22 protein-coding genes are annotated in these 26,194 nt (G+C 73.9%); 14 read left to right on the top strand and 8 right to left on the bottom strand.

Annotated features, from left to right (window positions below; genetic code table 11):
* Positions 1-20: 20 nt before the first annotated feature.
* Positions 21-1,010: a helix-turn-helix domain-containing protein gene (locus ACZ7KF_RS00610; RefSeq protein ID WP_471067732.1), complete on the bottom strand. Its 990-nt coding sequence runs from the start codon at positions 1,008-1,010 to the stop codon at positions 21-23.
* Positions 1,011-1,501: 491 nt separating this feature from the next.
* The gene (locus ACZ7KF_RS00605; RefSeq protein ID WP_471069588.1) at positions 1,502-1,795 is read right to left on the bottom strand and encodes a hypothetical protein; all 294 of its coding nucleotides are present in this window, start codon (positions 1,793-1,795) and stop codon (positions 1,502-1,504) included.
* Here ACZ7KF_RS00605 and ACZ7KF_RS00600 point away from each other — a divergent pair.
* From ACZ7KF_RS00600 to ACZ7KF_RS00590, 3 genes are all read left to right on the top strand, one after another.
* Positions 1,707-3,125, top strand: coding sequence for a protein phosphatase 2C domain-containing protein (locus ACZ7KF_RS00600; protein WP_471069547.1), 1,419 nt, complete (start codon positions 1,707-1,709; stop codon positions 3,123-3,125). The genes ACZ7KF_RS00605 and ACZ7KF_RS00600 overlap by 89 nt on opposite strands.
* Before the next feature lie 69 nt (positions 3,126-3,194).
* Entirely contained in the window at positions 3,195-4,937 is a 1,743-nt protein-coding gene (locus tag ACZ7KF_RS00595) for a pyruvate dehydrogenase (RefSeq protein ID WP_471067729.1), read from the top strand.
* A 329-nt stretch (positions 4,938-5,266) separates the two neighbouring features.
* Positions 5,267-5,710 (top strand): ATP-binding protein, encoded by a 444-nt coding sequence (locus ACZ7KF_RS00590; RefSeq protein WP_471067727.1) that lies wholly within the window; start codon positions 5,267-5,269, stop codon positions 5,708-5,710.
* Positions 5,711-5,800: 90 nt separating this feature from the next.
* On the opposite strand, the gene ACZ7KF_RS00585 is transcribed toward ACZ7KF_RS00590, so the two are convergent.
* Positions 5,801-6,844, bottom strand: coding sequence for a DUF2637 domain-containing protein (locus ACZ7KF_RS00585; protein ID WP_471067726.1), 1,044 nt, complete (start codon positions 6,842-6,844; stop codon positions 5,801-5,803).
* Between the two features lie 351 nt (positions 6,845-7,195).
* The gene (locus tag ACZ7KF_RS00580) at positions 7,196-8,035 is read right to left on the bottom strand and encodes a (2Fe-2S)-binding protein (protein WP_471067723.1); all 840 of its coding nucleotides are present in this window, start codon (positions 8,033-8,035) and stop codon (positions 7,196-7,198) included.
* Positions 8,036-8,214: 179 nt separating this feature from the next.
* Between ACZ7KF_RS00580 and ACZ7KF_RS00575 the strand changes: the two genes are divergently transcribed.
* Positions 8,215-8,997, top strand: coding sequence for a GntR family transcriptional regulator (locus ACZ7KF_RS00575; RefSeq protein WP_471067721.1), 783 nt, complete (start codon positions 8,215-8,217; stop codon positions 8,995-8,997).
* A 195-nt stretch (positions 8,998-9,192) separates the two neighbouring features.
* Here the strand turns inward: ACZ7KF_RS00575 and ACZ7KF_RS00570 are convergent, their stop codons facing one another.
* Positions 9,193-9,957 (bottom strand): hypothetical protein, encoded by a 765-nt coding sequence (locus ACZ7KF_RS00570; RefSeq protein WP_471067719.1) that lies wholly within the window; start codon positions 9,955-9,957, stop codon positions 9,193-9,195.
* A gap of 167 nt (positions 9,958-10,124) precedes the next feature.
* A complete protein-coding gene (locus tag ACZ7KF_RS00565) occupies positions 10,125-11,798 on the bottom strand; it encodes a PucR family transcriptional regulator (RefSeq protein WP_471067717.1) in 1,674 nt (557 codons plus the stop codon).
* A 344-nt stretch (positions 11,799-12,142) separates the two neighbouring features.
* Here ACZ7KF_RS00565 and ACZ7KF_RS00560 point away from each other — a divergent pair, with 344 nt between their 5' ends.
* The 6 genes from ACZ7KF_RS00560 to ACZ7KF_RS00535 all read left to right on the top strand — a co-directional run bounded on the left by ACZ7KF_RS00560 (position 12,143) and on the right by ACZ7KF_RS00535 (position 19,628).
* Complete coding sequence (locus ACZ7KF_RS00560) at positions 12,143-13,036, top strand: FAD binding domain-containing protein (protein ID WP_471067714.1); 894 nt, start codon at positions 12,143-12,145, stop codon at positions 13,034-13,036.
* Positions 13,036-13,614 carry a (2Fe-2S)-binding protein gene (locus tag ACZ7KF_RS00555; RefSeq protein ID WP_471067711.1) on the top strand — a complete coding sequence of 193 codons (579 nt, stop codon included), beginning with the start codon at positions 13,036-13,038 and terminating at the stop codon, positions 13,612-13,614. The genes ACZ7KF_RS00560 and ACZ7KF_RS00555 overlap by 1 nt, the downstream gene beginning before the upstream one ends.
* Positions 13,615-13,619: 5 nt before the next feature.
* The gene (locus tag ACZ7KF_RS00550) at positions 13,620-16,004 is read left to right on the top strand and encodes a xanthine dehydrogenase family protein molybdopterin-binding subunit (RefSeq protein WP_471067708.1); all 2,385 of its coding nucleotides are present in this window, start codon (positions 13,620-13,622) and stop codon (positions 16,002-16,004) included.
* Between the two features lie 207 nt (positions 16,005-16,211).
* Complete coding sequence (locus ACZ7KF_RS00545; RefSeq protein WP_471067705.1) at positions 16,212-17,669, top strand: NCS2 family permease; 1,458 nt, start codon at positions 16,212-16,214, stop codon at positions 17,667-17,669.
* Between the two features lie 44 nt (positions 17,670-17,713).
* Entirely contained in the window at positions 17,714-18,865 is a 1,152-nt protein-coding gene (locus tag ACZ7KF_RS00540; RefSeq protein WP_471067703.1) for an XdhC family protein, read from the top strand.
* 124 nt (positions 18,866-18,989) lie between these two features.
* A complete protein-coding gene (locus ACZ7KF_RS00535; RefSeq protein ID WP_471067700.1) occupies positions 18,990-19,628 on the top strand; it encodes a LysE family translocator in 639 nt (212 codons plus the stop codon).
* A 72-nt stretch (positions 19,629-19,700) separates the two neighbouring features.
* On the opposite strand, the gene ACZ7KF_RS00530 is transcribed toward ACZ7KF_RS00535, so the two are convergent.
* Positions 19,701-20,141 carry an SRPBCC family protein gene (locus ACZ7KF_RS00530; RefSeq protein ID WP_471067698.1) on the bottom strand — a complete coding sequence of 147 codons (441 nt, stop codon included), beginning with the start codon at positions 20,139-20,141 and terminating at the stop codon, positions 19,701-19,703.
* A 213-nt stretch (positions 20,142-20,354) separates the two neighbouring features.
* On the opposite strand from ACZ7KF_RS00530, the gene ACZ7KF_RS00525 reads away from it, so the two are divergent.
* Complete coding sequence (locus ACZ7KF_RS00525) at positions 20,355-20,498, top strand: hypothetical protein (protein WP_471067696.1); 144 nt, start codon at positions 20,355-20,357, stop codon at positions 20,496-20,498.
* Between the two features lie 31 nt (positions 20,499-20,529).
* Here the strand turns inward: ACZ7KF_RS00525 and ACZ7KF_RS00520 are convergent, their stop codons facing one another.
* On the bottom strand, positions 20,530-21,348 hold the full coding sequence (locus tag ACZ7KF_RS00520; protein WP_471067694.1) for a polysaccharide deacetylase family protein: 819 nt from the start codon (positions 21,346-21,348) through the stop codon (positions 20,530-20,532).
* A 112-nt stretch (positions 21,349-21,460) separates the two neighbouring features.
* Between ACZ7KF_RS00520 and ACZ7KF_RS00515 the strand changes: the two genes are divergently transcribed.
* From ACZ7KF_RS00515 to ACZ7KF_RS00505, 3 genes are all read left to right on the top strand, one after another.
* The gene (locus ACZ7KF_RS00515) at positions 21,461-22,105 is read left to right on the top strand and encodes a phosphoribosyltransferase (protein ID WP_471067691.1); all 645 of its coding nucleotides are present in this window, start codon (positions 21,461-21,463) and stop codon (positions 22,103-22,105) included.
* 123 nt (positions 22,106-22,228) lie between these two features.
* Positions 22,229-23,920, top strand: a complete 1,692-nt coding sequence (locus tag ACZ7KF_RS00510) for a trypsin-like peptidase domain-containing protein (protein ID WP_471067689.1) — start codon at positions 22,229-22,231, stop codon at positions 23,918-23,920.
* Positions 23,917-26,166, top strand: a complete 2,250-nt coding sequence (locus ACZ7KF_RS00505; protein WP_471067686.1) for a serine/threonine protein kinase — start codon at positions 23,917-23,919, stop codon at positions 26,164-26,166. Before ACZ7KF_RS00510 ends, ACZ7KF_RS00505 begins: the two co-directional genes overlap by 4 nt.
* Positions 26,167-26,194: the final 28 nt, after the last annotated feature.

Raw genomic sequence — 26,194 nt, 5'->3', positions numbered from 1 at the left:
GGAACGGACGCCGGCGCGGGTCAGCGCGAGTCCTCCCGGGTCACCCAGCCCCGCTCGCAGGCGTGCCAGCCCAACTGGAGCCGGGTCGTCACCCCGGCCAGCTCCATCAGTCGCCGCACCCGGCGCTGCACGGTCCTGAGGCCCAGGTCGAGCTGCTTGGCCACGCTGGCATCGGTCAGCCCCGCCAGCAGCAGCGAGAGCACCTCCAGATCGGTGGCGTCCGGGCCGTCCGGCTGCTCCTCGGTCACCCCAAAGGCGCCGAGCCGCAGCGGCAGCGCATCCCGCCAGACCGACTCGAACAGCCCGGCGAGCAGCTCCAGCAGTCCGCTGGAGTGCACCACCAGCGCGGCCGGCTCCGCGGTCTTCGAGGTCAGCGGCACCATCGCGAGCGAGCGGTCGGCCACCACCAGTTTCGTCGGCACCCGGTCGACCACCCGGACCCGCTCGTCCCGGCCCAGCGCGGCGGTCAGCTCGGTCAGCCCGTGCGGCAGGTCCAGCACCGCTCGCTCCACCACCACCCGGTAGCGCACCCCGCGTCCGGCCGCCTGCTCCTCCGCGTCGTTCTCCGTGCCGGACACGACCACCGGGTTGCCGGTCACCAGCGCGCACACCTCGTCGGCCGCGCCCAGCTGGAGCTGGAGGAAGCGCTGGGCGACCGCGGAGGCGCCGGTCACCACCTCCACCAGGTCGTGCACCGCCGGTTCGGCCGCCGCCGCCCGGTACTCCTGCGCGAGCAGCGCCGCCGCCAGCTCCGCCTGCTCCAGTTCGTGCCGCTGCCGGGTGAGCAGCGCGCCCAGCGCCACGCCGGGCGGCGCCGCCACCCAGCGGCCCGGCCGTGCCGAGGACTGGGCCGCCAGGCCCTCCCGTTCCAGCCGGCGCAGCGCCCGCTCGGTGTCGTGCTCGGTCAGCGTCAGGCGCCGGGCCAGATCGGCCACGTCGGCCGCGCCCACGGACACCAGCGCCCGGTACGCCGCCTCGTGCGTCTCGTCCAGCCCTATCGCTGCCAGCATCGCCCCGCGTCCCTCCCCTGCGAACAGACCATCGGTGGCGGAGCGGCCTGGCGGAAACCGGCCACGGCGCAAACCCGCCGCCGAACATCATCGCCGTTCCGGTGGCGCATCTGCCAAGGTGGCAGCACCGGGGGACGCGCGGCCGGTGTCCGGTGCACCGCCGCGTCCCAGGAAACCCAGCCGTGATCTCGCCGTCCCGACCGGTGCCGCTCGTCGCGGCCCGGTCACCAGACCGTGGCCCGGGCCCGGGCGTGTGCGAGCGCACGAAGGGGATGCGGGGCCGGGCCACTCCGGACGTCGCCGGGCGGTCCTCCCGTGGGGGGTGGGGCCGCCCGGCGGCCACCAACCGTGGTTCGTACGGCTGTTCAGCCGCTCACCCGACACGCCCTGCGAGACGTTCGGTGGGCCGGATTTTCCGGATGCCCCGTTTTCAGACGGCCCCTGCGGTGGACAATCAGGGGCATGAGCCAGCAGGGGGGACGACCCGCCCGTCACGAGGACGACTGGTGGGGGCAGTTGTACGACGACTCCACCCAGGACACGGGTCCCACGGCGGCGCCCGATTCCCTGGACGACCGCTTCGCCTCGGCCCGGAACACGGTGGCGGGACGGCCGACGAAGGCCCGGAAGCCGGCGCCCGTGGATCCGGCGCCGCCGGAACCGGCATCCGCCCGGCCACCGTCGCCGAGACCGGCGGTGCCGACCCAGCGGACCGTACCGGTGCCACCGACCGATCCGCCCGCGCCGACGACGCGGGCAGCACCGGCCGACCCGCCCGCGCCCACACCGCAAGGAGCACCGGCCGACCCGCCCGCGCCCACACCGCAAGGAGCACCGGCCGACCCGGCCACGCCGACAGGCCCGCCGACGCCGACGGACCGGGCTACGGCGACTGACGGGGCGAGGCCGACCGACCGGGTCACGCCGACCGACTCGGCTCCGTCGGCCGGGCCGGTCCCTCCCGCCGGCTCCGCCCCGCTCGCCGAGCCGCCCGCTCCCACGGACGCCGTGCCGCCCACCGGGAGGTCCCGACCGAACGACGCCGTTCCGCCCGCCGAGCGGTCCGTCTCCGTCTCCGTCTCCGTCGGCGCCGGTCCGCCCGCCCAGCCGCCGGCGGCCCCGGTGCCGCCGGTGGTCCCGGCTCCCTCCGTCGACTACGTCGGCTCAGGGCCTCCCACCTACGATCCCGAGCCCACCGCGCTTCCGCTCGCCGACCCGGACCGGCTGGGAGAGCTGGTCGCGGACACCGTGCTGGACGGTGCCCGGTACGGAGCGTGCACGCTGCGCGCCGTGTCGCTGCGCGGGGACTCGGCCCGCTACCGGGGCGAGCCGCGCCGGGACGCGCTGCTCACCGCACGGTTCGGTACGGGGGAACAGGCGCTGCTCCTCGTCGCGATGGCGACCGGCGCGCGGGGCGCCCCCGCCGCGCACCTGGCGGCGGCCGAGGCGTGCCGGGGGATCGCACGTGCCGTGGGCCGCAGCCACCAGCGGCTCGTGGAGGACCTCCGGGCGGCCCGGCGCGGCGATCTGAAGTCGGGGCTGCACCGGCTCGCGGACCGCAGCCTCGGCAAGCTCCGGGCGAGCGCGGCGGAACAGGGCGTCGGCCCCGAGGAGTACACGGCGAGCCTGCGCTGCCTGCTGCTGCCCGCCGACCCCGACTGCCGTACGCGGGTGTTCTTCGGCGTCGGCGACGGCGGTCTGTTCCGGCTGCGGGACGGCGTCTGGCAGGACATCGAACCGCGCGTGTCACCCGACGGCACCAGCGGCGACCCCGTCGTCGGCTTCGGCTCCCCGCCGGAACGGACGCCCGCGGGCGACCGGCTGACGAGGGACCTGGGCATCCCGACCCCGCCGAGCCCGTTCGAGCCGGCCCCGGAGCCGCCCCGCGAGCCCTTCCGGTTCCGTGCCTCGGTAGCCCGGCCGGGTGATGCGCTGGTGATGTGCACGGCGGGCCTGGCCGAGCCGCTGCGCGGCGAGCCCGCCCTCTGCGCCTACCTGGCCCGCCGCTGGTCCGGCCGTACCCCGCCCGGTCTCGCCGGGTTCCTCGCCGACGCCCAGGTACGGGTGAAGGGCTACGCCGACGACCGTACGGCGGCGGCCGTGTGGGAGGCGTGACCGCGGCCCCTGTGGATTCATGGAACGGGAGGGACGTATCCCGGGACAGTGAAGGGGCAGACGAGAGCCATGGCAAAACAGAGCGTCGCCGAGCAGTTCGTCGACATCCTCGTCCGGGCCGGGGTGCGTCGCCTCTACGGTGTCGTCGGCGACAGCCTCAACCCGGTCGTGGACGCCGTCCGGCGCAACGCGGCCATCGACTGGATCCACGTCCGGCACGAGGAGACCGCCGCCTTCGCAGCCGGTGCCGAGGCCCAGATCACCGGGAAACTGGCCGCCTGCGCCGGCTCCTGCGGCCCCGGAAACCTGCACCTCGTCAACGGCCTGTACGACGCCCACCGCTCGATGGCCCCGGTGCTCGCCCTCGCTTCGCACATCCCGTCCAGCGAGATCGGCCTGGGCTACTTCCAGGAGACCCACCCGGACCGGCTGTTCCAGGAGTGCAGCCACTACAGCGAACTGATCTCCAGCCCCAAGCAGATGCCCCGGCTGCTCCAGACCGCCATCCAGCACGCCGTCGGCCAGAGCGGGGTGAGCGTGGTGTCCCTGCCGGGCGACATCGCCGCCGAGCCCGCCCCGGAGAAGGCCGCGCAGAGCGCGCTCGTCACCTCCCGGCCCACCGTGCGGCCGGGTGACGCCGAGATCGACCGGCTCGTGGAGATGATCGACGCGGCCGGCAAGGTCACCCTGTTCTGCGGCAGCGGCACGGCCGGCGCACACGCCGAGGTGATGGAGTTCGCCGGGAAGATCAAGTCCCCGGTGGGCCACGCGCTGCGTGGCAAGGAATGGATCCAGTACGACAACCCGTACGACGTCGGCATGAGCGGGCTGCTCGGCTACGGCGCCGCCTACGAGGCCACGCACGAGTGCGATCTGCTGATCATGCTCGGCACCGACTTCCCGTACAACGCCTTCCTGCCCGACGACGTGCGGATCGTCCAGGTCGACGTGCGTCCCGAGGTGCTCGGCCGCCGCTCCCGGCTCGACCTGGCCGTGTGGGGCGATGTGCGCGAGACGCTGCGGTGCCTGATCCCGCGGGTGCGGGAGAAGACCAGCCGCCGCTTCCTCGACCGCATGCTGAAGAAGCACGCCGACGCGCTGGAGGGCGTGGTCAAGGCGTACACCCGCAAGGTCGACAAGCACGTCCCCATCCACCCCGAGTACGTCGCCGCCGTCCTGGACGAGGTCGCCGCGGACGACGCGGTGTTCACCGTCGACACCGGCATGTGCAACGTCTGGGCCGCCCGCTACATCTCGCCCAACGGCCGCCGCCGGGTCATCGGTTCGTTCTCGCACGGTTCGATGGCGAACGCGCTGCCGATGGCGATCGGCGCGCAGTTCACCGACCGGCGCCGGCAGGTGGTGTCGATGTCCGGCGACGGCGGGTTCTCCATGCTGATGGGCGACTTCCTGACGCTGGTGCAGTACGACCTGCCGGTCAAGGTGGTGCTGTTCAACAACTCCTCGCTGAGCATGGTCGAGCTGGAGATGCTGGTCGCCGGACTGCCCTCGTACGGCACCGCCAACACCAACCCCGATTTCGCCGCCGTCGCCCGGGCCTGCGGTGCCCACGGGGTGCGGGTGGAGAAGCCCAAGCAGCTCGCGGGGGCGCTCAAGGACGCCTTCAAGCACAAGGGACCCGCCCTGGTGGACATCGTCACCGACCCCAACGCCCTGTCCATCCCGCCGAAGATCAGCGCCGAGATGGTCACCGGGTTCGCGCTGTCCGCCTCCAAGATGGTGCTGGACGGCGGGGTCGGCCGGATGGTCCAGATGGCCCGCTCCAACCTGCGCAACGTACCGCGTCCCTGAGCGCCGGCCGGAGGGAGTGGATTTCGGCCAGTTTCACGGCACATGGCGACGTGCCGACCGCATGTGCCGGACGGAGCCGGACCGCTGTCACGGGGCGTCCGTGGCGTCCAGCGCCGCCCGGGGTGCCCGAGGCGGGGGGAAAGCGGAGTCCGGTGGCCGGCCGGGGTGGGGTGCGGATATGGCCGAACCGCCGGGCCTCGGGCAGGGGCCAGGACTGCCCGCGAGCGTGCTGGGCAAGCATCCCCCGTGAACGTGTTCGACCAGGAGGGACAGGGTCCAGCGGCGTGCGGGCGGGGGTCATGAAGAGGCAGGCGCGAGGGGGCGGTCCCGTGACCATAGGGGCCTCCTCGGCGACAACGGGGGAAGAGACCGACACCATCACGGAACACGCGCGACGGCTCCGGCGCAGGCTGGGCCGGGCGGATCTCAAGGCGGTGCCGGAGGCCCGCCGGGAGCTGCGCGAACTGCTGCGGCACTGGGGCAGACCGGGCCGCTCGGAGATCGCCGAACTGCTCACCAGCGAACTCGTCACCAACGCGCTCGTCCACACCGACGACGACGCCGTCCTCATCGCCGTCGTGGGAACCGGCGGACTGCGGGTGGAGGTGCGGGACTTCGTGGCCCGCAGACCCGAGCTGCACGCCCCGGACACGGACGACGACACCCACGGCCGGGGCCTGGTGCTGGTGCAGTCCCTCGCCGACGCCTGGGGGGTACGGCCGCACGGCGTGGGCAAGTCGGTGTGGTTCGAGCTCGGCGCCGAGGCGGCGTGAGGGCTCGCGCGGACGGCAACGGGACGGGGGCGTGACCCGCGCGGTCACGCCCCCGTCCCGTACTGCGGTCACACCGCAGGTGCCCGGCTCTCAGCCGAACTGCTGCTCCAGGTCCTTGAGCTTGCGCTCCAGGGAGTCCAGGCGGGGCAGGGCCATGGTGTCGTCCTCGGCGGTGAGGTCGACGGTCACCGGCTCAGCCCCGCTGCGGACCGGCTGCAGGGAGGGCCGGGCGCGGACGGGCAGTTGCTCCGCGGTCGATATGGCAGGCTCCGCAGTCGCGGGGGCGGCCCCCCGCTCCACCGCCTGCACCTCGACCTGCCGGCCGGCACCCCGGCCGACGAATCCGCGGTGGCCGCGGCTGATCGCCTTCAGCTGGGCCCGCTCCACACGCTGCTGGTCGCGCCGCCGCTGCCGGGTCTCCTCCTTCTGCCGCTTGTCCTCGCGGACCTCCTCGACCGCCTCGTCGAGGCTGCGCACGCCCTCCAGGAGCATCAGGGACCAGGCCCTGTAGGTCTCGCGGGGCGCCCGCACCCAGCGCACGATCCGGATCTGCGGCAGCGGACGCGGCACCAGGCCCTGCTCGCGCAGCGCGGCCCGGCGGGTCTGCTTCAGCGCCCGGTCGAACAGCACGGCCGCCGACAGCGACATGCCGGAGAAGAACTGCGGCGCACCGGCGTGTCCCACGCCCCGGGGCGCGTGCACCCAGTTGAACCAGGCCGCCGCGGCGGCGAACAGCCACACGAGTATCCGGGAGCCGAGCGCCGCGTCACCGTGGCTGGCCTCCCGCACCGCGAGGACGGAGCAGAACATCGCCGCGCCGTCCAGGCCGAACGGCACCAGGTACTGCCAGCCGTCGGTCAGCCCGAGGTTCTGTTCACCGAAGCCGACGAGGCCGTGGAAGGACAGGGCCGCCGCCACCGCCGCACAGCAGAACAGCAGGACGTAGGAGGCCGTGCCGTAGATGGCCTCCTTGCGCCTGCGGCGCTCCTCGCTGCGCTCCCACGAGTCGTCGGCGCTCGTGCTCTCCCCGGAGGAGCGCTTGCCGCGCGCGAGCACCGCCACCGCCGCCAGCACGCCCAGGAGCAGTACGGCGCCCGGAAGCAGCCAGTTCAGCGATATGTCGGTCAGTCTCATCAGGGGTCCCTTGCATTGGGATCAGGGCGTAACGCCCGCCATAGTGGCCCACTCCCGAGGGCCCTCAGGGGGTTTCGGGGCAAGAGGCCGCCAAGGAGGTGCAAGGGGATGCCCAGGGCGGCGTTCTGCTCGAACTGCCGCGTGAGGGGCGGGAGTTGAGTTCGAATAAGACTACCCGTACGGGTGGTTCCACGGAAAGTTCCCGCGGCAAGTGAGGAAGGTGTGAATCACCTGTCCGGGGACGGTCCGGGAGCCGGTCCGCGAACCTGTGCGTGAGCCGGTTCGCGGGCGGGCGGTCCTGTGGCGGCGATCTTAGTGGACCGCGGGCGGTGCTCTCGACCTGAGCTCCCGTCAAGCCGCCACGGCCGCCGCCAGTTTGGCGATCCGCGCACTGTCGCAGGTGCGGGGACACGTCGCACAGGTGTCCTCCGGTCGAACGGTGTAGAACATGCAGCAGCTCGCCCGGTCCCGGGTGGGCAGCGGGGAGCCGTCCGGCGCCGCCAGCACCCGGAACCCGGCCGAACCGGCGTACGGCAGGGTCGTCCCCGGCAGCAGCAGCTCCAGCTCGCGCACGGCTCGCGCCGCCTCCCGCTCGCCGAGGAGCCCGGCGACGTACCACAGCCCCTCCACGACCTCGTCGGTCGCCATGCCCCACAGCGCCCGCCCGCGCCGCCGCATCCGGGGCCCGAAGGCGGCCAACACCGGCTCCAGGTGCTCGGCCACGGCGGCCCGCACCTCGGCCCGCAGCGCCTCCTCGTCCGCTACGACGACGGTGCCGGGCAGCGCGGCGGCGGGGTCGTCCGGCAGGCAGGCGACGGAGGCGGGGCGCACGGCCATCCGGCCGGCGGTGCGGTCGTACGAGACCTGCGTCACGGGCAGCCGGGGCACCCGGCGGTGCAGGAACCACGGGACGGTGATCAGCAGGCAGGCGGGCCAGGCGTAGCGGTGCAGGCCGAAGCTCGCCACGACGTCCGGACGGGCGGGCCGGCCGTAGTCCCGCACCACCTGGGCCGCGTCCCAGGCCAGGAAGGCGTCCAGTGCCGTGTCGCCCGCCGCGAGCTCCGCGGTGCCGACCCAGCCCCCGCCCGAGGGCGCCGGGTCGTCCGGGCCCAGCTCGGTCACGGTCAGCCCCGGGAAGGCCGCGCGGAGGCGGTCGTACGCGGCGGTGAGCGGCGAGGCCGCAGCGGGCATGGCGGAACCACCGATCCTTGGACGCGTCCGCGAGCGCGGACAGGCTTGCATAGGTAAGCCTTACCTTACCCGTCGTTGTCGGAGTTTGAACTACCGCCGGGTGCGCCTAAGGTGCTTGACGGACAAGCGACAACCCGTCGTCAATGACCCCAAGTGCCGACAAGCCGCCAGGAGGACCCGTGAAGCAGGGCGTGCAGGGCTCCCCGGGCGCGCCGGTCGCCGCCCGGGTGCCGGCGCAGCAGCGCCCGGCGGCCGAGGCCGACCCCGGCCGGGAGCGGGACGCCGCCGTCCCCGGCGCGGCGCGGGGCGAGCACACGCACGCCGAGCGGCCCTTCCCCGGGCCGCGGGCCGAGGTGCGGCGCTCCTCGGTGCGCGGGCAGATCCTGGACGCGCTGCGCACGGCCCTGGTCGGCGGCGAGCTGAAGCCGGGCGAGGTCTACTCGGCGCCGGTGCTCGGGGAACGCTTCGGCGTCTCGGCCACGCCCGTGCGGGAGGCCATGCAGCAGCTGGCGCTGGAAGGCGCCGTGGAGGTCGTGCCCAACCGCGGCTTCCGGGTGGTGGAGCGCGGGGCGCGGGAGCTGGCCGAGCTGGCGGAGGTGCGCGCGCTCATCGAGGTGCCGGTGATGCTGCGGCTCGCGCGCACGGTGCCGGCCGAGCGGTGGGCCGAGGTGCGGCCCCTGGCCGAGGAGACGGTACGCGTGGCGGCCACCGGCTGCGCGGCGACGTACGCGGAGTCCGACCGCGCCTTCCACCGGGCGCTGCTCGCCCTCGCGGGCAACCGGCAGCTGGTCCGCATCGCCGAGGACCTCCACCGCCGGGCCCAGTGGCCGCCGGTCCGGCACGGCCGGGCCGGCCTGGTCGCGGACGCGGCCGAACACCTGGCGCTGCTGGACGCGCTGGCCGACGGGGACCTGGATGTGGTGCGCAGGCTGGTGGGCGAGCACTTCGCGGGCACGGGCTGAGCCGTACCGGAAGCGCCGCCCTCCAGCCGCCGCCCCTGAGCCCAGCTCCCTGAGCCGCCCCGGTCTCCAGCCGCCCCCGGTCTCCAGCCGTCCGCCGCCCCCGGGTCTCCAGCCGCCCGCCGCCCCTGGGCCTCGCTCCCTGTGTCGCCCCGGCCCATTGCGCCGTCACCGCCGCCCTGTGTCGCCCCCGGCCCCCTACGCCGTCGCCGCCCCCGGCGCAGGCGGTGCCAACTGCCGGGCCAGCCAGGTCGGCACCCCGCCGAGCAGCCGGAACAGGCGGCGGGCTTCCTCCCGCAGGCGGGACGCCTCCGGTTCCTCCTCCGTGTCGGCCAGCGAGGCGAGCGCCGGTGCCGTGCCCACCAGGTAGCCCAACTCCTCTCGGATCCGCAGGGATTCGGCGAAGCCGTGCCGCGCCTCGGCCAACTCCCCCTCGCGCAGCGCGAGTCCGGCCAAATGCCGCCAGGTGAACGACAGCAGGAGCTGGTCGCCGTGCGCCGTGGCGCCCGCGTGGGCGCGGCGGAACGCGGCGCGGGCCGCCTGCGGCACGCCGGCCAGGTTCTGGGCCACCAGCCCGCGCCGGAAGTCCAGCTGGGCCCGTCCCGCGGCCCCCGGCGGGATCAGCGCGGCCGCCCGGCCCAGCGCGGCCCGCGCCTCGTCGGCCCGGTCGCGCACGCCGAGCAGTGTGGCGGCGTAGGCCAGGTAGCCCCGCTCGCAGGCGGCGGCCCCCCGTTCCTCGTCGCTGTGCGCCACCGCCTCCGCGGTCCGCAGCGCGTCCTCCGCGTCCTCCCAGCCCCGCTCGGTGTACAGACACCGTTCGGCCAGCAGGGCGGCCCGCTGCAGCGCGGGCGCGGGATCGTCGGCCGGCAGCAGGGCCGCCGCGTCGACCCAGCAGGCCCGGCTTCGCAACCGCCATACCGCGGTCTGGAGGGGATCGTCACCGGTGGTTCCGTTACCAGACATGGCGGTATACGCCACGTTGCCCTCCCCGAGCGCGCCATCGAGCTGTTGAGTGGTGGCGGCATTCCAGCACCAATCGCGGGGCCGGGCCAAGAGGGTGGGTGAAAGATTTCACAAAGTGGAGGGGCGCGGGCGTGACCGAGTTCGATCCCCGCGCGCCCCCACTGACCTCAGCTCATGCGCAGTGCCAGGAAGAAGTCCAGCTTGTCCTCCAGGCGGGAGAGGTCGCGTCCCGTCAACTGCTCGATCCGGCCGACCCGGTAGCGCAGCGTGTTGACGTGGAGGTGGAGGCGGGTGGCGCAGCGGGTCCAGGAACCGTCGCTGTCCAGGAACGCCTCCAGGGTCGGGATCAGCTCGGCCCGGTGCCGGCGGTCGTAGTCCTGCAGCGGGTCCAGCAGCCGGGCCGTGAAGGCGCGGCGGACGTCGTCGGGGACGAACGGGAGCAGCAGGACGTGCGAGGCCAGCTCCTGGTGGCCGGCCGCGCAGACCCGGCCGGTGCGGGCGGCGGCGACCCGGCGGGCGTGCCGGGCCTCTTCCAGGGCGCCGCGCAGGCCCTCCGCCGAGTGCACGGCCGCGCTGACGCCGAGGGTGAGCCGGCCGTCGTCGTCCAGGCCCGCCGACAGCGGCTCCCGTACCGCCTGGAGGAGGGAATCGGCCAGCAGACCGGTTTCGGAGCCGTCGTGTTCGGCGGAGACCGCGGGCAGGGGGACCAGGGCGATCGCCTCGCCGCCCGTGTGGGCCACGGCGATGCGGTCCAGGGGCTCCGGACCGGTCGCCAGCGGGTCGACCAGCACCTCCTCCAGCAGGGACTGGGCGACCGGGCCGCCGTCGACCTCCTCGCCCTCCCACTCCACGCGGGCCACCACGACCTGCCAGTGCGGGGCCGCTCCGAGGCCCGGCAGCAGCACCGGCGCCGCGACCCGGAGGCGGGCGGCGATCTCGGCGGGCGCGGCGCCCGTCTGCACCAGTTCCAGCACCTCCTGGGCGAGCCGGCGCCGGACCGTGCGGGCCGCGTCCCGGCGGTCCCGCTCGACGGCGATCAGCTGCGTGACGCCCTGGAGCAGATCCAGCCGTTCCCCGGGCCAGTCGCCCGCGTCCGCCTCCACGGCCAGCAGCCAGTCCGACAGGACCGTCTCCCGGACGTCCCGGGCGGCCTGCGGGGAGCGGCCGGAGGAGCGGATCGGGAAGAGGGAGTAGGTGGTGCCGTGCAGCAGGACCCGGTGCGGGCCGCGCCGGCCGGTGCGGGTGGCCGCCAGATGCTCGGCGGCGAGCCGGGCGCAGGTCTCGGCGGGCAGCGCCGGGCCCGCCTCCTTGGAGCCGGCGATCATCCGGCCGGTGGGGGAGAGCACCCAGGCGCGCAGGTCCAGGTCGGAGCCGAGCAGGTCCAGGACGACGTCCGGGCCGCCGCCCGCCGGGCCCGAGGTCATCATCCGGCGGTGCCGGTCCACGACGGCCGCCAGATCACCGGCGCGCTCGCCGGAGACCTGCCGGACGACATGCTCGGTGATCGTCGCGAACGCCACCGACTCGTGCACCGCGAACAGCGGCAGCCGGTGCTTCGCGCAGGCCAGCACCAGGTCGTCCGGCACATCGCCCAGCTCGGCCTCGCCGGCCGCGAGAGCCGCCACCCCGGCCTGCACCAGGATCCGGACGAACGGCTCGGCGTCGGCGGCGTCCCGCCGCCAGGCCAGTCCCGTCAGCACCAGCTCGCCACCGGAGAGGTAGCGGCTCGGGTCGCGCAGGTCGGTCGTCATGACCCCGCGCACCGTGCGGTCCAGCTCGTCCTCGCCGCCGAGCAGCCGCAGGCCCAGCGCATCGGTGTCCAGCAGTGCGCGCAGCCGCATCTCGTCGCCGCCGTTCTTTGTCTCGAAACCTACGATGGATCTTTGAGGGTGGGAGGTGAGCCACCCGGAACCGGACGCCCGGGGGGCGCGTGGCGCGGCCTCCGTGCTGTTTCTCGCGTTTCCCCGGGAAAACGGAGAGGTTACCGATGACCTCCGTTCATACGAATCTACAAGATGCCCGGCCTGGCCAGCCAACTCCTTCATGGTTTCGGTGACTGACCCCGCTGGAGTACGGAGCGGTGTACTGAGTCCACTCCGCGTTAACAGGACATGAACGAGCCGGGCCCGCCGCACACGGATTGGCTCAATCTGAACGACCCACGAGACGAAGAAGAGAGCCGGTCATGGACTTCCTTCGCCCCGCCAGCTGGGAGGAGGCGCTCGCCGCGAAGGCCGAGCACCCCACCGCTGTGCCGATTGCGGGTGGCACCGACGTGATGGTCGAGATCAACTTCGACCACCGCCGGCCCGAGTACCTCCTCGACCTCAACCGCGTCGGTGACCTCTACGAGTGGGAGGTCGGCGAGGAGACCGTACGGCTCGGTGCCTCCGTCCCGTACTCCAGGATCATGGAGAATCTCCGTGCCGAGCTGCCGGGTCTGGCGCTCGCCTCGCACACGGTCGCCTCCCCGCAGATCCGCAACCGCGGCGGCGTCGGCGGCAACCTCGGCACGGCCTCCCCCGCCGGCGACGCCCACCCCGCCCTCCTCGCGGCCGGCGCCGAGGTCGAGGTGGAGTCGGCGGCCCGCGGCACCCGGCTGATCCCGATCGACGACTTCTACACGGGCGTCAAGCGCAACGCGCTCCAGCCCGACGAGCTGATCCGCGCCGTGCATGTCGCGAAGGCCGACGGCCCGCAGCAGTACTCGAAGGTCGGCACCCGCAACGCCATGGTCATCGCCGTGTGCGCCTTCGGGCTCGCCCTGCACCCCGAGACCCGGACCGTGCGCACCGGCATCGGCTCGGCCGCCCCCACCCCGGTGCGGGCCAAGGCCGCCGAGGAGTTCCTGAACGCGGCCCTGGAGGAGGGCGGCTTCTGGGACAACGGAAAGATCATCACCCCGTCGGTCGCCAAGCAGTTCGCGGACCTGTGCTCGGCCGCCTGCAACCCGATCGACGACGTCCGGGGCACCGCGAGCTACCGCCGGCACGCGGTCGGCGTCATGGCCCGCCGGACACTCACCTGGACCTGGGAGTCGTACCGCGGCACCCGCCACGCCTCGGAGGGAGCTGCGTAATGCGCGTCAACTTCACCGTCAACGGACGTCCGCAGGAAGCCGACGACGTCTGGGAGGGCGAGTCCCTGCTGTACGTGCTGCGCGAGCGCCTCGGTCTGCCGGGTTCCAAGAACGCCTGTGAGCAGGGCGAGTGCGGTTCCTGCACCGTGCGCCTCGACGGCGTGCCGGTGTGTTCCTGCCTGGTCGCGGCCGGCCAGGTCGAGGGCCGGGAGGTCGTGACCGTCGAGGGCCTCGCGGACTTCGCCGAGCAGCGCTCCTGCGGCGAGTCCTGCGGCACGAAGGGCACCGCGCTCGACGAGGCCCGGCAGTGGGCGGCCAAGGGCACCGACTCCCAGACCGGCGAGGGCACCGAACTCTCCCCGGTGCAGCAGGCGTTCATCGACGCCGGCGCGGTCCAGTGCGGCTTCTGCACCCCGGGCCTGCTCGTCGCCTCCGACGAACTCCTGGAGCGGAACCCGAACCCGTCCGACGCCGACATCCGCGAGGCGCTGTCGGGCAACCTGTGCCGCTGCACGGGCTACGAGAAGATCATGGACGCGGTCCGCCTGGCGGCCGCCCGCCAGTCCGAGGGGGTCTGACAGACATGCCGACCAACGGCGCTCCTACGAAGATCACGCAGGGCTCCCGGACCAAGGGCGGCATCGGCGAGTCCACGCTCCGCCCGGACGGCACCCTCAAGGTCACCGGCGAGTTCGCGTACTCGTCCGACATGTGGCACGAGGACATGCTGTGGGGGCAGATCCTGCGCTCCACCGTCGCGCACGCCGAGATCGTCTCGATCGACACCTCCGAGGCCCTCGCCATGGCCGGTGTCTACGCCGTCATGACGTACGACGACCTGCCCACCGAGGTGAAGAACTACGGCCTGGAGATCCAGGACACCCCGGTCCTCGCGCACGGCAAGGTACGCCACCACGGCGAGCCGGTCGCGATCGTCGCCGCCGACCACCCGGAGACGGCCCGCCGCGCCGCCGCCAAGATCAAGGTGGAGTACAAGGAGCTGCCCGTCATCACCGACGAGGCCTCCGCGACCGCCCCGGACGCGATCCTCGTCCACGAGGGCCGCGACGACCACCACTCGGGCCACGTCCCGCACCCGAACATCGTCCACCGCCAGCCGATCGTCCGCGGCGACGCGGACCGGGCCGCCCGGCGCGCCGATGTGATCGTCAAGGGCGAGTACACCTTCGGCATGCAGGACCAGGCCTTCCTCGGCCCCGAGTCCGGCCTCGCCGTGCCCGAGGAGGACGGCGGCGTCCACCTCTACATCGCCACCCAGTGGCTCCACTCCGACCTGCGCCAGATCGCACCCGTCCTCGGCCTGCCCGAGAAGAAGGTGCGCATGACGCTGGCCGGCGTCGGCGGCGCGTTCGGCGGCCGCGAGGACCTGTCGATGCAGATCCACGCCTGCCTGCTGGCCCTGCGCACCGGCAAGCCCGTGAAGATCGTCTACAACCGGTTCGAGTCCTTCTTCGGGCACGTCCACCGGCACCCGGCGAAGCTCCACTACGAGCACGGCGCCACCAAGGACGGCAAGCTCACGCACATGAAGTGCAGGATCGTCCTGGACGGCGGCGCCTACGCCTCCGCCTCCCCGGCGGTCGTCGGCAACGCCTCCTCGCTGTCGGTCGGCCCGTACGTCATCGACGACGTCGACATCGAGGCCATCGCCCTCTACACCAACAACCCGCCCTGCGGCGCCATGCGCGGCTTCGGCGCGGTCCAGGCGTGCTTCGCCTACGAGGCGCAGATGGACAAGCTGGCGAAGAAGCTCGGCATGGACCCGGTGGAGTTCCGGCGGCTGAACGCGATGGAGCAGGGGACCCTCATGCCGACCGGGCAGCCGGTCGACTCCCCGGCCCCCGTCGCCGAACTGCTGCGCCGCATCAAGGCGATGCCCATGCCGCCCGAGCGCCAGTGGGAGTCCAGCGAGGGCGCCGACGTACGGCAGCTGCCCGGCGGTCTGTCCAACACCACGCACGGAGAAGGCGTCGTACGGGGGGTCGGCTACGCGGTCGGCATCAAGAACGTCGGCTTCTCCGAGGGCTTCGACGACTACTCCACCGCCAAGGTGCGCATGGAGATCGTGGGCGGTGAGCCGGTCGCGACCGTGCACACCGCGATGGCGGAGGTCGGCCAGGGCGGTGTCACCGTGCACGCGCAGATCGCCCGCACCGAGCTGGGCGTCACCCAGGTGACCATCCACCCGGCGGACACGCAGGTCGGTTCCGCGGGCTCCACCTCGGCCTCCCGGCAGACGTACGTCACCGGCGGTGCCGTGAAGAACGCCTGCGAGCTGGTCCGCGAGAAGGTGCTGGAGATCGGGCGCCGCAAGTTCGGCTCCTACCACCCCGCCTGGGCGACGGCCGAACTCCTGCTGGAGGGCGGCAAGGTCGTCACCGACGGCGGCGAGGTCCTCGGCGACCTGGTCGACGTCCTGGAGGGCGAGGCCGTGGAGGTCGAGGAGGAGTGGCGGCACCGTCCGACCGAGGCCTTCGACCTGCGCACCGGCCAGGGCAACGGACACGTCCAGTACTCCTTCGCCGCGCACCGCGCCGTGGTCGAGGTCGACACCGAGCTGGGCCTGGTCAAGGTCGTCGAACTGGCCTGTGCCCAGGACGTCGGCAAGGCGCTCAACCCGCTCTCCGTCATCGGCCAGATCCAGGGCGGTACGACCCAGGGCCTGGGCGTGGCGGTGATGGAGGAGATCATCGTCGACCCCAAGACCGCCAAGGTCAGGAACCCCTCCTTCACGGACTACCTGATCCCCACCATCCTCGACACGCCGACCATCCCGGTCGACGTGCTCGAACTCGCCGACGAGCACGCTCCGTACGGGCTGCGCGGCATCGGCGAGGCCCCGACCCTGTCGTCCACCCCGGCCGTCCTCGCGGCGATCCGGAACGCGACCGGGCTGGAGCTCAACCGCACGCCGGTGCGGCCCGAGCACCTCACGGGAACCGCGTAACACCGAAGCTCTCCGGGCGGCGCAGGGAACGTCACACACTCCGCCGCGCCGCCCGGGGGAACCCCTTTGAGTTCCGCTCCGCTCGCGGTCCTTGAAGTACCAGGAAATTCGTTCGTCTCGGGCCGTCCCCCGGGTCGTCCATTCCCAAATCCCGTGACCGTCAGGGCGGTTGCACGGGTGCCCCTGTGAACCTTGGGAGATGGCACCATGACCCAGCAGTCAGTGGAGCCCAGGACCGCAGCCGACGACGCGGGCGATGGCAGCCGCGTCCCGGCCGGGCGGTCCTGGCTCGACCGGTACTTCCACATATCCAGAAGAGGATCCACGGTCGCGCGTGAGGTGCGCGGCGGCATCACCACCTTCATGGCGATGTCGTACATCCTTCTGCTCAACCCCCTCATCCTGTCCGGCAAGGACGCGGCGGGGGACACACTCGGCCAGAAGGCGCTGATCACCGCGACCGCGTTCGCGGCGGCCTTCACCACGCTGCTGATGGGTTTCGTCGGCAAGGTACCGCTCGCCCTCGCCGCCGGCCTCTCCGTCTCCGGCGTCCTGTCCTCGCAGGTCGCACCCCACATGACCTGGCCGCAGGCCATGGGCATGTGCGTGATGTACGGCGTGGTCATCATGCTGCTGGTCGTCACCGGCCTGCGTGAGATGATCATGAACGCGATCCCGCTCGCGCTCAAGCACGGCATCACCATGGGCATCGGCCTGTTCATCGCCCTCATCGGTTTCTACAAGGCCGGCTTCGTGCACCAGGGCAAGGCCACCCCGGTCACCCTCGGCCCCACCGGTGAACTCGCCGGCTGGCCGGTGCTGCTCTTCGCCGGCACCCTGTTGCTGATCTTCATGCTGCAGGCCCGGAACATCCCCGGCGCCATCCTCATCGGCATCGTCTCGGGGACGGCCGTCGCCGCCGTCCTCAACGGACTGGGTGTCATCGACCCCGAGCAGTGGGCCAACGGCGCCCCCGAACTGCCCGGCAACGCGGTCTCGATGCCCGACTTCTCGCTCTTCGGGCACGTCGAGTTCGGCGGCTGGGGCCAGGTCGGCGCGATGACGGTCGGCATGATCGTCTTCACCCTCGTGCTCGCCGGCTTCTTCGACGCGATGGCCACCATCATCGGCGTCGGCACCGAGGCGAACCTCGCCGACGACAAGGGCCGGATGCCGGGCCTGTCCAAGGCGCTGTTCATCGACGGCGCCGGCGGCGCGATCGGCGGTGTGGCGGGCGGCTCCGGCCAGACGGTGTTCATCGAGTCGGCCACCGGCGTCGGCGAGGGCGCCCGTACCGGCCTGGCCTCCGTCGTGACCGGTCTGTTCTTCGCGGCCTGTCTGTTCTTCACCCCGGTCACCGCGATCGTCCCGCAGGAGGTCGCCTCCGCCGCCCTGGTCGTCATCGGCGCCATGATGCTGATGAACGCCCGGCACGTGGACTGGGCCGACCGCGCGACCGCCATCCCCGTCTTCCTGACCGTCGTCCTGATGCCGTTCACGTACACCATCACCACCGGTGTCGCCGCGGGTGTCATCTCCTACGTCGCCATCAAGGCGGCCCAGGGCAAGGCCCGCGAGATCGGCGCCTTCATGTGGGGTTTGACGGTCGTGTTCCTCGTCTACTTCGCCCTTCATCCCATCGAGGGCTGGCTCGGCGTCCACTAGCCGCCCCCGTCCCCGACCACGCACTCGCCTAAGGAGACCGACAGATGCTGGACATCGCCGAGGAGCTGAACCGGTGGGTCGAGCAGGGCCGTGACTTCGCCGTCGCCACCGTGGTGGCCGTCGGCGGCAGCGCCCCGCGCCAGCCCGGCGCCGCCCTCGCGGTGGACGCCGACGGCACGGCCGTCGGCTCGGTCTCCGGCGGGTGCGTGGAGGGCGCCGTGTACGAGCTGTGCCAACAGGCGCTCGAAGACGGGGAAACCGTCCTCGAACGTTTCGGGTACAGCGACGAGGATGCCTTCGCCGTCGGCCTGACCTGTGGCGGCGTCATCGACATCCTCGTCACGCCGGTGCGGGCGGACGGTCCCGCCCGGCCGGTGTTCGCGGCCGCGCTGGCCGCCGCCGCTCGTGGGGAGGCGGCGGCGGTCGCGCGGATCGCCGAGGGTCCGGCGCAGCTGCGGGGCCGGGCCCTCCTCGTCCGCTCCGACGGGTCGTACGACGGCGGCTTCGGCGCCCATCCCGAGCTGGACCGCACGGTCGCCGCCGAGGCCGGCGCCTTCCTGGACGCCGGCCGCACCGGCACCGTGGAGATCGGCGAGCAGGGCTCGCGCTGCGGCGCCCCGCTCACGCTCCTCGTCGAGTCGTCGGTCCCCGCCCCCCGCATGATCGTCTTCGGGGCCATCGACTTCGCGTCGGCCCTGGTCCGCGTGGGCAAGTTCCTCGGCCACCACGTCACGGTGTGCGACGCCCGCCCGGTGTTCGCCACGCGCGCCCGCTTCCCCGAGGCCGACGAGATCGTCGTGGAGTGGCCGCACAAGTACCTGGAGCGCACCGACGTCGACGGCCGCACCGTCCTGTGCGTCCTCACCCACGACGCCAAGTTCGACGTACCGCTGCTGCGGCTCGCGCTGCGGCTGCCGGTCGCCTACGTCGGCGCGATGGGCTCCCGCCGCACCCACCTGGACCGCAACGAGCGCCTGCGCGCCGTCGGCGTCACCGAGCTGGAACTGGCCCGGCTGCGCTCCCCGATCGGCCTGGACCTCGGCGCCCGTACGCCCGAGGAGACGGCGCTGTCCATCGCCGCGGAGATCGTCGCCGGCCGGCGCGGCGGCAGCGGGCTCTCGCTGACCGGCGCGCACACCCCCATCCACCACGAGACGGACGCGCGGCCGGCGGGGCGGATCGGGTCGGTGGCCTGAGGGGGCGCGGCGGGAACGCCTGCCCCGCAGTGGCCTGAGGGGGGCCGAGGCGGGAACGCCTGCCGGGCGGTGGGCCGGGAAAAGGGGTTGCCGGCCGGTGCCGTCCCCGTGCTTGCATGAGGCCATGGTGTCCCCCGACCGGCTGGCGGCCTTCGCCGCCCTGTCCTTCCTGCTCATCGTGGTGCCGGGCCCCAGCGTGCTGTTCGTGGTCGGACGGGCCCTGGCCCACGGCCGCCGCGCCGCGCTGACCACCGTCGTCGGCAACACGCTCGGCGCGTATCTGCTCGTCGTGGCCGTGGCGCTCGGCATCGGATCGGTCGTCGAGCGCTCGGTCCTCGTCTTCACCGTCCTGAAGCTCGCCGGCGCCGCCTATCTCGTGCATCTCGGCGTCAAGGCGTGGCGGCAGCGGGGCTCGCTGCGGGCCGCGGTCGCGGAGCCCGGCCCCGCGCACGGCGGCCTGCGCACGCTGGGGGAGGGGTTCGCGGTCGGCGTGGCCAACCCCAAGACGATGGTGTTCTTCGCCGCCGTGCTGCCGCAGTTCGTGGATCGTGAGCAGGGGCACGTCCCGGCGCAGATGCTGCTGCTCGGGCTGGTCTTCAACGCCATCGCGGTGGTCTCCGACGCCGTCTGGGGCCTCGCCGCCTCGGCCGCCCGCGACTGGTTCGCCCGCTCGCCCCGGCGCCTGGCCGCGGTCGGCGGGGCGGGCGGGCTGACGATGATCGGCCTGGGCGTGACGGTCGCCGTGACGGGCCGCAAGGACTGACGGTCGCCGTGACGGGCCGCAGGGACCGACGGTCGCCGTGGCGAGTCGCACGGACGGATGGACCGGTGCCGTTCAGGGCTGCCTGAGCAGCCGGTTCGCCGCCCGGCCGAACACGACACGGGCCGTTCGTTCCAGTACGCCGTCGAAGGCGCCGGGCAGGAGCCGGACCCGCAGCTCCTCCCGCCACACCACCCGGCTACGACCCCCGGGTCCCGGCCGCACCTCGATCTCCGCCCAGCCGAGGACCACCCGGCCGCGCTTCTCCAGCCGGCACAGGCCGCCCTCTCCGTCGGAGGGCGGCCGCCAGACCGTCACCTCCATGACGTCGGCCACGGTGAGCGGGCCGAAGCCCGAGCGGGCCACGAAGCGCGTGCCCTCACGGGTGGGCGCGGGCGTGAGCACCTCGATCCGGGTCAGCGGGACCGCGTCGGCGTGGCGGGGCCACTGGGTGAGCCGGCGCCACGCCTCGTCGAGGGGGAGCGGCACGGTGCGTTCGAGCGAGAAGAAGGGCACGGCACGATCGTAGGGAACGGGCGGCCCCGGCCTGCGCGTTCACCGTCGGCTCACCGGTTCGGAGCAATGCCCGCCGGCCGTCGCCAGGACCCGTGGGCCACCGGGCGGCGGCTCCGGCAGCCGCCCGATTCCGCCGCTCGCGAGGAAAGCGGCGTTCCGGTGCACGGCCGCGGGTAGGCCGCCCTCGCGGCAGAGCCGGCCGGGGGAGGCGCCATGTCGGACAGAGGCGCCCCGGAGCGGCTCGGCCGGGTCGCCCTGGCGAGCAGACGGGCGCTGCCGCTCAGCCACGTGCTCGCGCCCCCGCCCCCGGAGCCCGAGTACGTCGTCAACGACCCGCCGGGGCTCGGCGGACTGTGACCGGCGAGCCCCGTGGCCGTCCGCTCCCCGCTCAGGGGCGGTACACCTTGCCGGGCTCGGCCTTGCCGGGCGCCAGCAGCTGGGGGACCGTCACGAAGACGTAGCCGCGTGCCTTCAGCGCGTCGATGATGCCGGGCACGGCCGGCACGGTACCGGGATAGATGTCGTGCAGCAGGATGATCCCGTCCCGGGACGACTGGTCGAGGACGCGCTTGGTGATGAGCGCCGAGTCGTCGGTCGTGTAGTCCTTGGCGGTCACGCTCCACAGCACCTCCGCCAGGCCCAGCTCCTTGCAGATCTCGTGCACGTTGGCGTCGGTACGGCCCTGCGGCGGGCGCATCAGCGTCGGCTTGTGGCCGGTGAGCCGCTGGATCGCGTCGTTGGGCCGCTTCAGCTCCTTGCGTATCTCGGCGTCCGATATGCGGGTGAGGATCTTGTGGTCCCAGGTGTGGCTGGCGACCTCGTGGCCCTCGGCCGCCATCCGCTTGACCAGCTCCGGGTACTTCTCGATGTGCCGCTTGCCGAGCAGGAAGAAGGTGGCCGGGACCTTCTTCTCCTTGAGGATGTCGAGCAGCCGCGCCGAGTTCTCGCTGGGCCCCGCGTCGAAGGTGAGCGCGATGCACTTGGCCTCGCGGCAGTCGACGGTGCCGAACCGGGCGGGCGCCCCGTGCGCCGCCCCGGCCCGTGCGCTGCTCGGGGCGGTCGTGTCGACCTGCGCGCAGCCGGACAGCGTGAACGCCAGGCAGGCCGCGGCGGACGCGAGTGCCCAGCCACGCAACCTCCGGGCCGTTCCGCGCATCTTCCTTGTCGCGTGCTGCGGCGTCGGGATCGTGTCGGTCGTAAAGTGCATGCCGGGACTATACACTGTGTGTATAGTGCATGCGTTCGAATCCCGAGGGGTGGGACCGGTGCCGTAGCACCATGGGGAGAGGGGACGGACACGCCCCGGCGGAAGGACCCCCATGCGCTTCCGGGACCGCGCCGAAGCCGGCCGGAGACTCGCCGGACTCCTCGTCGCCCTGCGCGACGAGGGCGCCCTCGCCGACCCGGTCGTCGTCCTCGCCCTGCCCCGCGGCGGAGTGGCCGTCGCCGAGCCCGTCGCCCGTGCCCTCGGCGCCCCGCTCGACGTACTGGTCGTCCGCAAGATCGGCGCCCCGCAGCACCGGGAGTTCGCCGTCGGCGCGCTCGCCGCGGACGACCCGCCGCTCTTCGACCACGACACCCTCGCCCGGCTCCGCCTCACCGAGGACGCCCTCGCCACGGCCGTGGAGCGCGAGCGGCGGGAACTGCACCGCCGCGAGCGGCGCTACCGCGGCGACCGGCCCCCGCCGGACCTGAAGGGCCGCACCGTGATCGTGATCGACGACGGACTGGCCACCGGCGCCACCGCCCGTGCCGCCCTGCGCCATGTCCGGCGCCACGGCCCCGCCCGCCTCGTCCTCGCCGTACCGGTCGGCGCCCCGGACGCCCTCGGCTCCCTCGCCACCGAGGCCGACATCGTCGTCTGCCCCCACCGCCCGGCCGGCTTCGCCGCGGTCGGCCAGTGGTACGACGACTTCGACCAGCTCAGCGACGTCCAGGTGCTCGCCGCCCTGCGGCAGTTCTGAGGCCGACGCGTCCCCGCCCGCGCGGCCGTCCCGCACCGCACCCGCGAGACCGGCCCCGGGCCTGAGCCACGACCCCGTGCACACCAGTGGTACCGGACGGGTACGCGGAGTAACCTCAGGACCATGACGCGCACGGGGGAGCGAGTCGTCACATCACGGTTACGGACACCGTCCTGGATCGCGCGCATCGAGGCGCCGGACGGGAGGGTCCTCGGCGCGGGCGTGCTGCTCGCTCCCGAGCGGGTCCTCACCGCCGCCCACGTCGTCAGCCCCGGCCACCCCTACACCGTACGGCTGGTCGGCGTCCCCGGCCTGGCCGCCGTGGCCGCCACCGTCCGCCCCGACGAGCACGTGCCGCAGCGCGAGGACACCTTCGGCGACCGCAGCGGCGACCTCGCCCTGCTGCGCCTGGCCGCACCCCTGCCCGCCGAACACACAACCCGGCTCTACCGCCTCGCCGCCCCGCACGGACCCGTCAGCATGTACGGCTTCCCGGACGGCGACGACGGCGGGCGCTGGCACGGCGCCACCCTGGTCGCCGCCCGCGGCCGGGACAGCCAGGTGCAACTGCGGCCGCTCACCGCCGGCGAACTCGCCGCCCCCGGCTTCAGCGGCGGCGGAGTCGTCGACCACGCCACCGACCAGGTCATCGGGATCGTCCTCAGCGTGGACGACGGACCGCGCTCCGCCTTCAGCTACATGAGCCCCACCGAGACCATCCTCAGCCATCTGCCGCAGGTCGCCGCCTGGAGCGACGGCGCCGAGGCGGTCGACCCCCGGCTCCGCGACGGCACCGGCACCGCCGCCGGCCGGCTCGACGTCCCCTTCGCCACCCAGCTCGCCTCCTGGTTCCGCGGCGAGGGCTGGCCGGTGCTCGTCACCGTCGTCCCCGCCCGCGGCGACCGCGCCTGGACCCTGCAGCGGGCCGTCACCCTCGCCGACCGCGAGCTGCGCACCCTCCGCAACACCAGCGCCGTCAGCCACGACCCGCCCGAGACCGTCCCCCCGGCCGGCGCCCACGACCTCGCCCTCGACGTCGAGGGGATGACCGTCGCGGAGGTCATGGACCGGATCGCCGAACGCCTCGGCATCCGCGACGACCCCCGCCCCGAACGGCTCGGCACCCTGCGCGTCCCGCTCACCGCCGTACTCGTCGCCGTGGACCGGGCGGACGACCCCGACGCCCTGCTCGCCCTGCTGGACCGGCTCGCCCGGCAGGGCGCCCGGCTGCTGCTGGCGTTCCGCCGCCCCGGCGAGCGCGTCACCCGGACCGCCGAGACCCTCGTGCACCGCCCGCTGCGCGACCGCTGGACCCGGCTGCACGCCGAACTCCGCCGGATCACCGACGAGCTGGGTCCCGCCCTGGACGTCCGCCGGGACCGCGTGCTCCCCGGCCCCGGCCCCGGGACCCTGTTCGACCAGGCCGAGGCGGGCGTACGGCGCACCCGGATGCTGCGCGCCTGGCTCGCCCACGCCCCCGACCAGGAACGCGAACCCGGCCGCGCGGACCTGCTGTTCACCTTCGAGGACGCCGTCGGCCGCCGCCGCCGGCGCCTGGAGCAGGCCATCGCCCTGCTCGACGCCCGGCTGCGCCGCCGTGCGGAACTCCTCGGCCGGGTCGGCGCCGAGTGGCCGCTGTGCCGGCAACGGGCCGCCGCGCAGGGCGACCGGGTCATGGCGGCCTACCGGCTCTACGAACACGCCGTGTCGCTGCTGCGCCAGTCCCCCTGCGACATCGAGCGGGCCGAGGCCGCCGTCGAGCGGTTCGTGGGCTTCTGCTCCGCCACCGCATCCGGAGAGGAAGGCGCGTCATGACCTCGTGCATCCGGCCCGGCTGCGCGGGCCGCATCATGGCCACCGGCTACTGCGACACCTGCGGACACCGGCACGCCGAGCCGCGCACCGTACCCCCGGCCCGGCCCCCGGCCGGCACCACCGAGGACACCCCCGGCCCGGCGGCCGTCCACGCCGTCGCCGGACTCGGCGAACTCGACCAGCACGGACTGGTCGTCCTGCCCGAGGTCCCCGTCCCCGACGACGTACTCCTGGCGGACCCCCGCCCGCCCACCGGGGGCCGCCGGTGCGGCGCCGACGGCTGCACCATGACCATCGGCATCGGCTACGGCGGCCAGCCCGCCCGCCCCACCGGCCGCTGCCCCCGCTGCGGCACGCCGTACTCCCTCCTGCCCGAGCTGACCGAGGGCACCGTCGTCGGCGACCACTACAAGGTCCTCGGCTGCCTCGCCCACGGCGGCCTCGGCTGGGTCCACCTCGCGGAGGACGTCCACGCGGACGGCCACCGGGTCGTCCTCAAGGGCCAGATCAACGTGAACGACACCCTCGCCCGCCGCGCCGCCGTCGAGGAACGCCGCTCCCTGACCGATCTGCACCACCCGGACATCGTCCGCATCATCACCTACACCGAGCACCAGGTCCCCGGCCGCCCGCCCGGCGGCTACCTGGTCATGGACTACATCGGCGGACGCTCCCTGCAACAGCTCCTCGACGCCGGCGACGTCGAGCGGATCTTCCACGGCCGCCCGCGCCTCGACCACGTCCTCACCTACGGCTGCAAGATCCTCGGGGCCCTCCAGTACATGCACGAACGCGGCCTGCTCTACTGCGACATGAAGCCCGCCAACGTCATCCACTTCGGCCGCGCCGTCAAGGTCATCGACCTCGGCGCCGTCCGTGCCATCGGCGACCGCACCTCCGCCTACGTCTACACGGCCGGCTTCGCCCCGCCCAAGGAGGAGATCGACCGCCGCGGCTGGCACGTCGACAGCGACCTCTACACCGTCGGCATGACCCTCCAGGCCCTGGCCCGCGGCACCGAACCCGCCCGTGGCCTGGCCCCCGACTCCTTCCGCCGCCTCATCGCCCGCGCCACCCACGCCGAACCCCGCGCCCGGTTCCGCTCGGCCGCCGAGATGTCCCGCCAACTCTGGGAGGTCCTGCGCGAGTTCCGCTCGCTCCAGTTCGGCGAGCAGCTGCCGGAGAGCTCCACCCGGTTCCGCGCGTCCGGCGCCAGCCTCGACGCCGGGCTCGGCGCGATCCCCGCCCTGGCCCACTGGACCGGCCGCCCCGGCGACCGCCCCGCCGGCCTGGACGTCACCCCGCCCCCGCCCGCCGAGGTGGCCGGCGCCCTGCCCGAACCGGTCCCCGACCCCGACGACGGCGCCGCCCTGCTCCTGGACACCTTCCCACCCGACGCCCCCGACCGGGTCGCCCGGCAGTGGCCCCGCGAATCCCGCCTCGGCACCCCCGAGACCGCGCTGTGGCTGTGCCGCGCCTACCTCAGAGCGGGCGAGCTGCACGCGGCGGAGAACTGGCTCGCCGAGGCGGAGACCCAGCTCGGGGAACGCGCCGCCGCCCACGACTGGCGCATCGCCTGGCACCACGGCGTCCTGCACCTCAGCAAGGGCGAGGTGGACCGGGCCGGCGCCCGCTTCGACGCCGTGTACCAGGCCCTGCCCGGCGAGTACGTGCCCAAGCTCGCTCTCGGCCACTGCGCCGAGCACACCGGCGGCGGACGCCCGGCCCGGGCCATGCGGTACCACGAGGCCGTCTGGAAACGGGACTCCGCGCACACCGCCGCCGCGTTCGGCCTGGCCCGCGGCCACCTGGCCGGCGGCGACCGGGACGCCGCCGTCCGCGTTCTCGACGAGGTCCCCGCCACCTCCCGCCACCACGACGCCGCGCGCATCGCGGCCGTCCGCATCCGGGCCGGCATCCTGCACGGCAGCCCGCCCACCCCGGCCGGACTGCGGGACGCCGCCCGGCGGTTGCCCGAACTGCGCCTGGACGGCGGGGCCGCGGACGGCGAGTCCCGGGCCCGGCTGGTCGCCGAGGTCCGCGAGAACGCCCTGCACAGCCGGCCGGCCCAGGGCTGGGGACCGGACTTCCCCGCCGGGGACCTCCTCGGCCCCGGGGACGAGGACGGTCTGCGCGTCCGGCTGGAGCACTCCTTCCGGCAGCTGGCCGCGCAGGCCCGCACCGCCGGGGAACACGGCCGGCTGCTCGACCTGGCCCACGCGGTCCGGCCGATGACCACCTTCTGACCACACACGAGCCCGGGGGAGAGGCGGC

The sequence above is a fragment of the Streptomyces sp. NPDC038200 genome (assembly GCF_055600785.1).
This window is presented reverse-complemented; position numbering and strand designations above follow the sequence as displayed.

What these genes read in the sequence shown, in the direction of transcription:
- ACZ7KF_RS00610 (WP_471067732.1), bottom strand. Translation starts at nt 1,010, where the DNA reads ATGCTGGCAGCGATAGGGCTGGACGAGACGCACGAGGCGGCGTACCGG.
- ACZ7KF_RS00595 (WP_471067729.1), top strand. Translation starts at nt 3,195, where the DNA reads ATGGCAAAACAGAGCGTCGCCGAGCAGTTCGTCGACATCCTCGTCCGG.
- ACZ7KF_RS00585 (WP_471067726.1), bottom strand. Translation starts at nt 6,844, where the DNA reads ATGAGACTGACCGACATATCGCTGAACTGGCTGCTTCCGGGCGCCGTA.
- ACZ7KF_RS00580 (WP_471067723.1), bottom strand. Translation starts at nt 8,035, where the DNA reads ATGCCCGCTGCGGCCTCGCCGCTCACCGCCGCGTACGACCGCCTCCGC.
- ACZ7KF_RS00570 (WP_471067719.1), bottom strand. Translation starts at nt 9,957, where the DNA reads ATGTCTGGTAACGGAACCACCGGTGACGATCCCCTCCAGACCGCGGTA.
- ACZ7KF_RS00565 (WP_471067717.1), bottom strand. Translation starts at nt 11,798, where the DNA reads ATGCGGCTGCGCGCACTGCTGGACACCGATGCGCTGGGCCTGCGGCTG.
- ACZ7KF_RS00560 (WP_471067714.1), top strand. Translation starts at nt 12,143, where the DNA reads ATGGACTTCCTTCGCCCCGCCAGCTGGGAGGAGGCGCTCGCCGCGAAG.
- ACZ7KF_RS00555 (WP_471067711.1), top strand. Translation starts at nt 13,036, where the DNA reads ATGCGCGTCAACTTCACCGTCAACGGACGTCCGCAGGAAGCCGACGAC.
- ACZ7KF_RS00550 (WP_471067708.1), top strand. Translation starts at nt 13,620, where the DNA reads ATGCCGACCAACGGCGCTCCTACGAAGATCACGCAGGGCTCCCGGACC.
- ACZ7KF_RS00545 (WP_471067705.1), top strand. Translation starts at nt 16,212, where the DNA reads ATGACCCAGCAGTCAGTGGAGCCCAGGACCGCAGCCGACGACGCGGGC.
- ACZ7KF_RS00540 (WP_471067703.1), top strand. Translation starts at nt 17,714, where the DNA reads ATGCTGGACATCGCCGAGGAGCTGAACCGGTGGGTCGAGCAGGGCCGT.
- ACZ7KF_RS00535 (WP_471067700.1), top strand. Translation starts at nt 18,990, where the DNA reads ATGGTGTCCCCCGACCGGCTGGCGGCCTTCGCCGCCCTGTCCTTCCTG.
- ACZ7KF_RS00525 (WP_471067696.1), top strand. Translation starts at nt 20,355, where the DNA reads ATGTCGGACAGAGGCGCCCCGGAGCGGCTCGGCCGGGTCGCCCTGGCG.
- ACZ7KF_RS00520 (WP_471067694.1), bottom strand. Translation starts at nt 21,348, where the DNA reads ATGCACTTTACGACCGACACGATCCCGACGCCGCAGCACGCGACAAGG.
- ACZ7KF_RS00515 (WP_471067691.1), top strand. Translation starts at nt 21,461, where the DNA reads ATGCGCTTCCGGGACCGCGCCGAAGCCGGCCGGAGACTCGCCGGACTC.
- ACZ7KF_RS00510 (WP_471067689.1), top strand. Translation starts at nt 22,229, where the DNA reads ATGACGCGCACGGGGGAGCGAGTCGTCACATCACGGTTACGGACACCG.
- ACZ7KF_RS00505 (WP_471067686.1), top strand. Translation starts at nt 23,917, where the DNA reads ATGACCTCGTGCATCCGGCCCGGCTGCGCGGGCCGCATCATGGCCACC.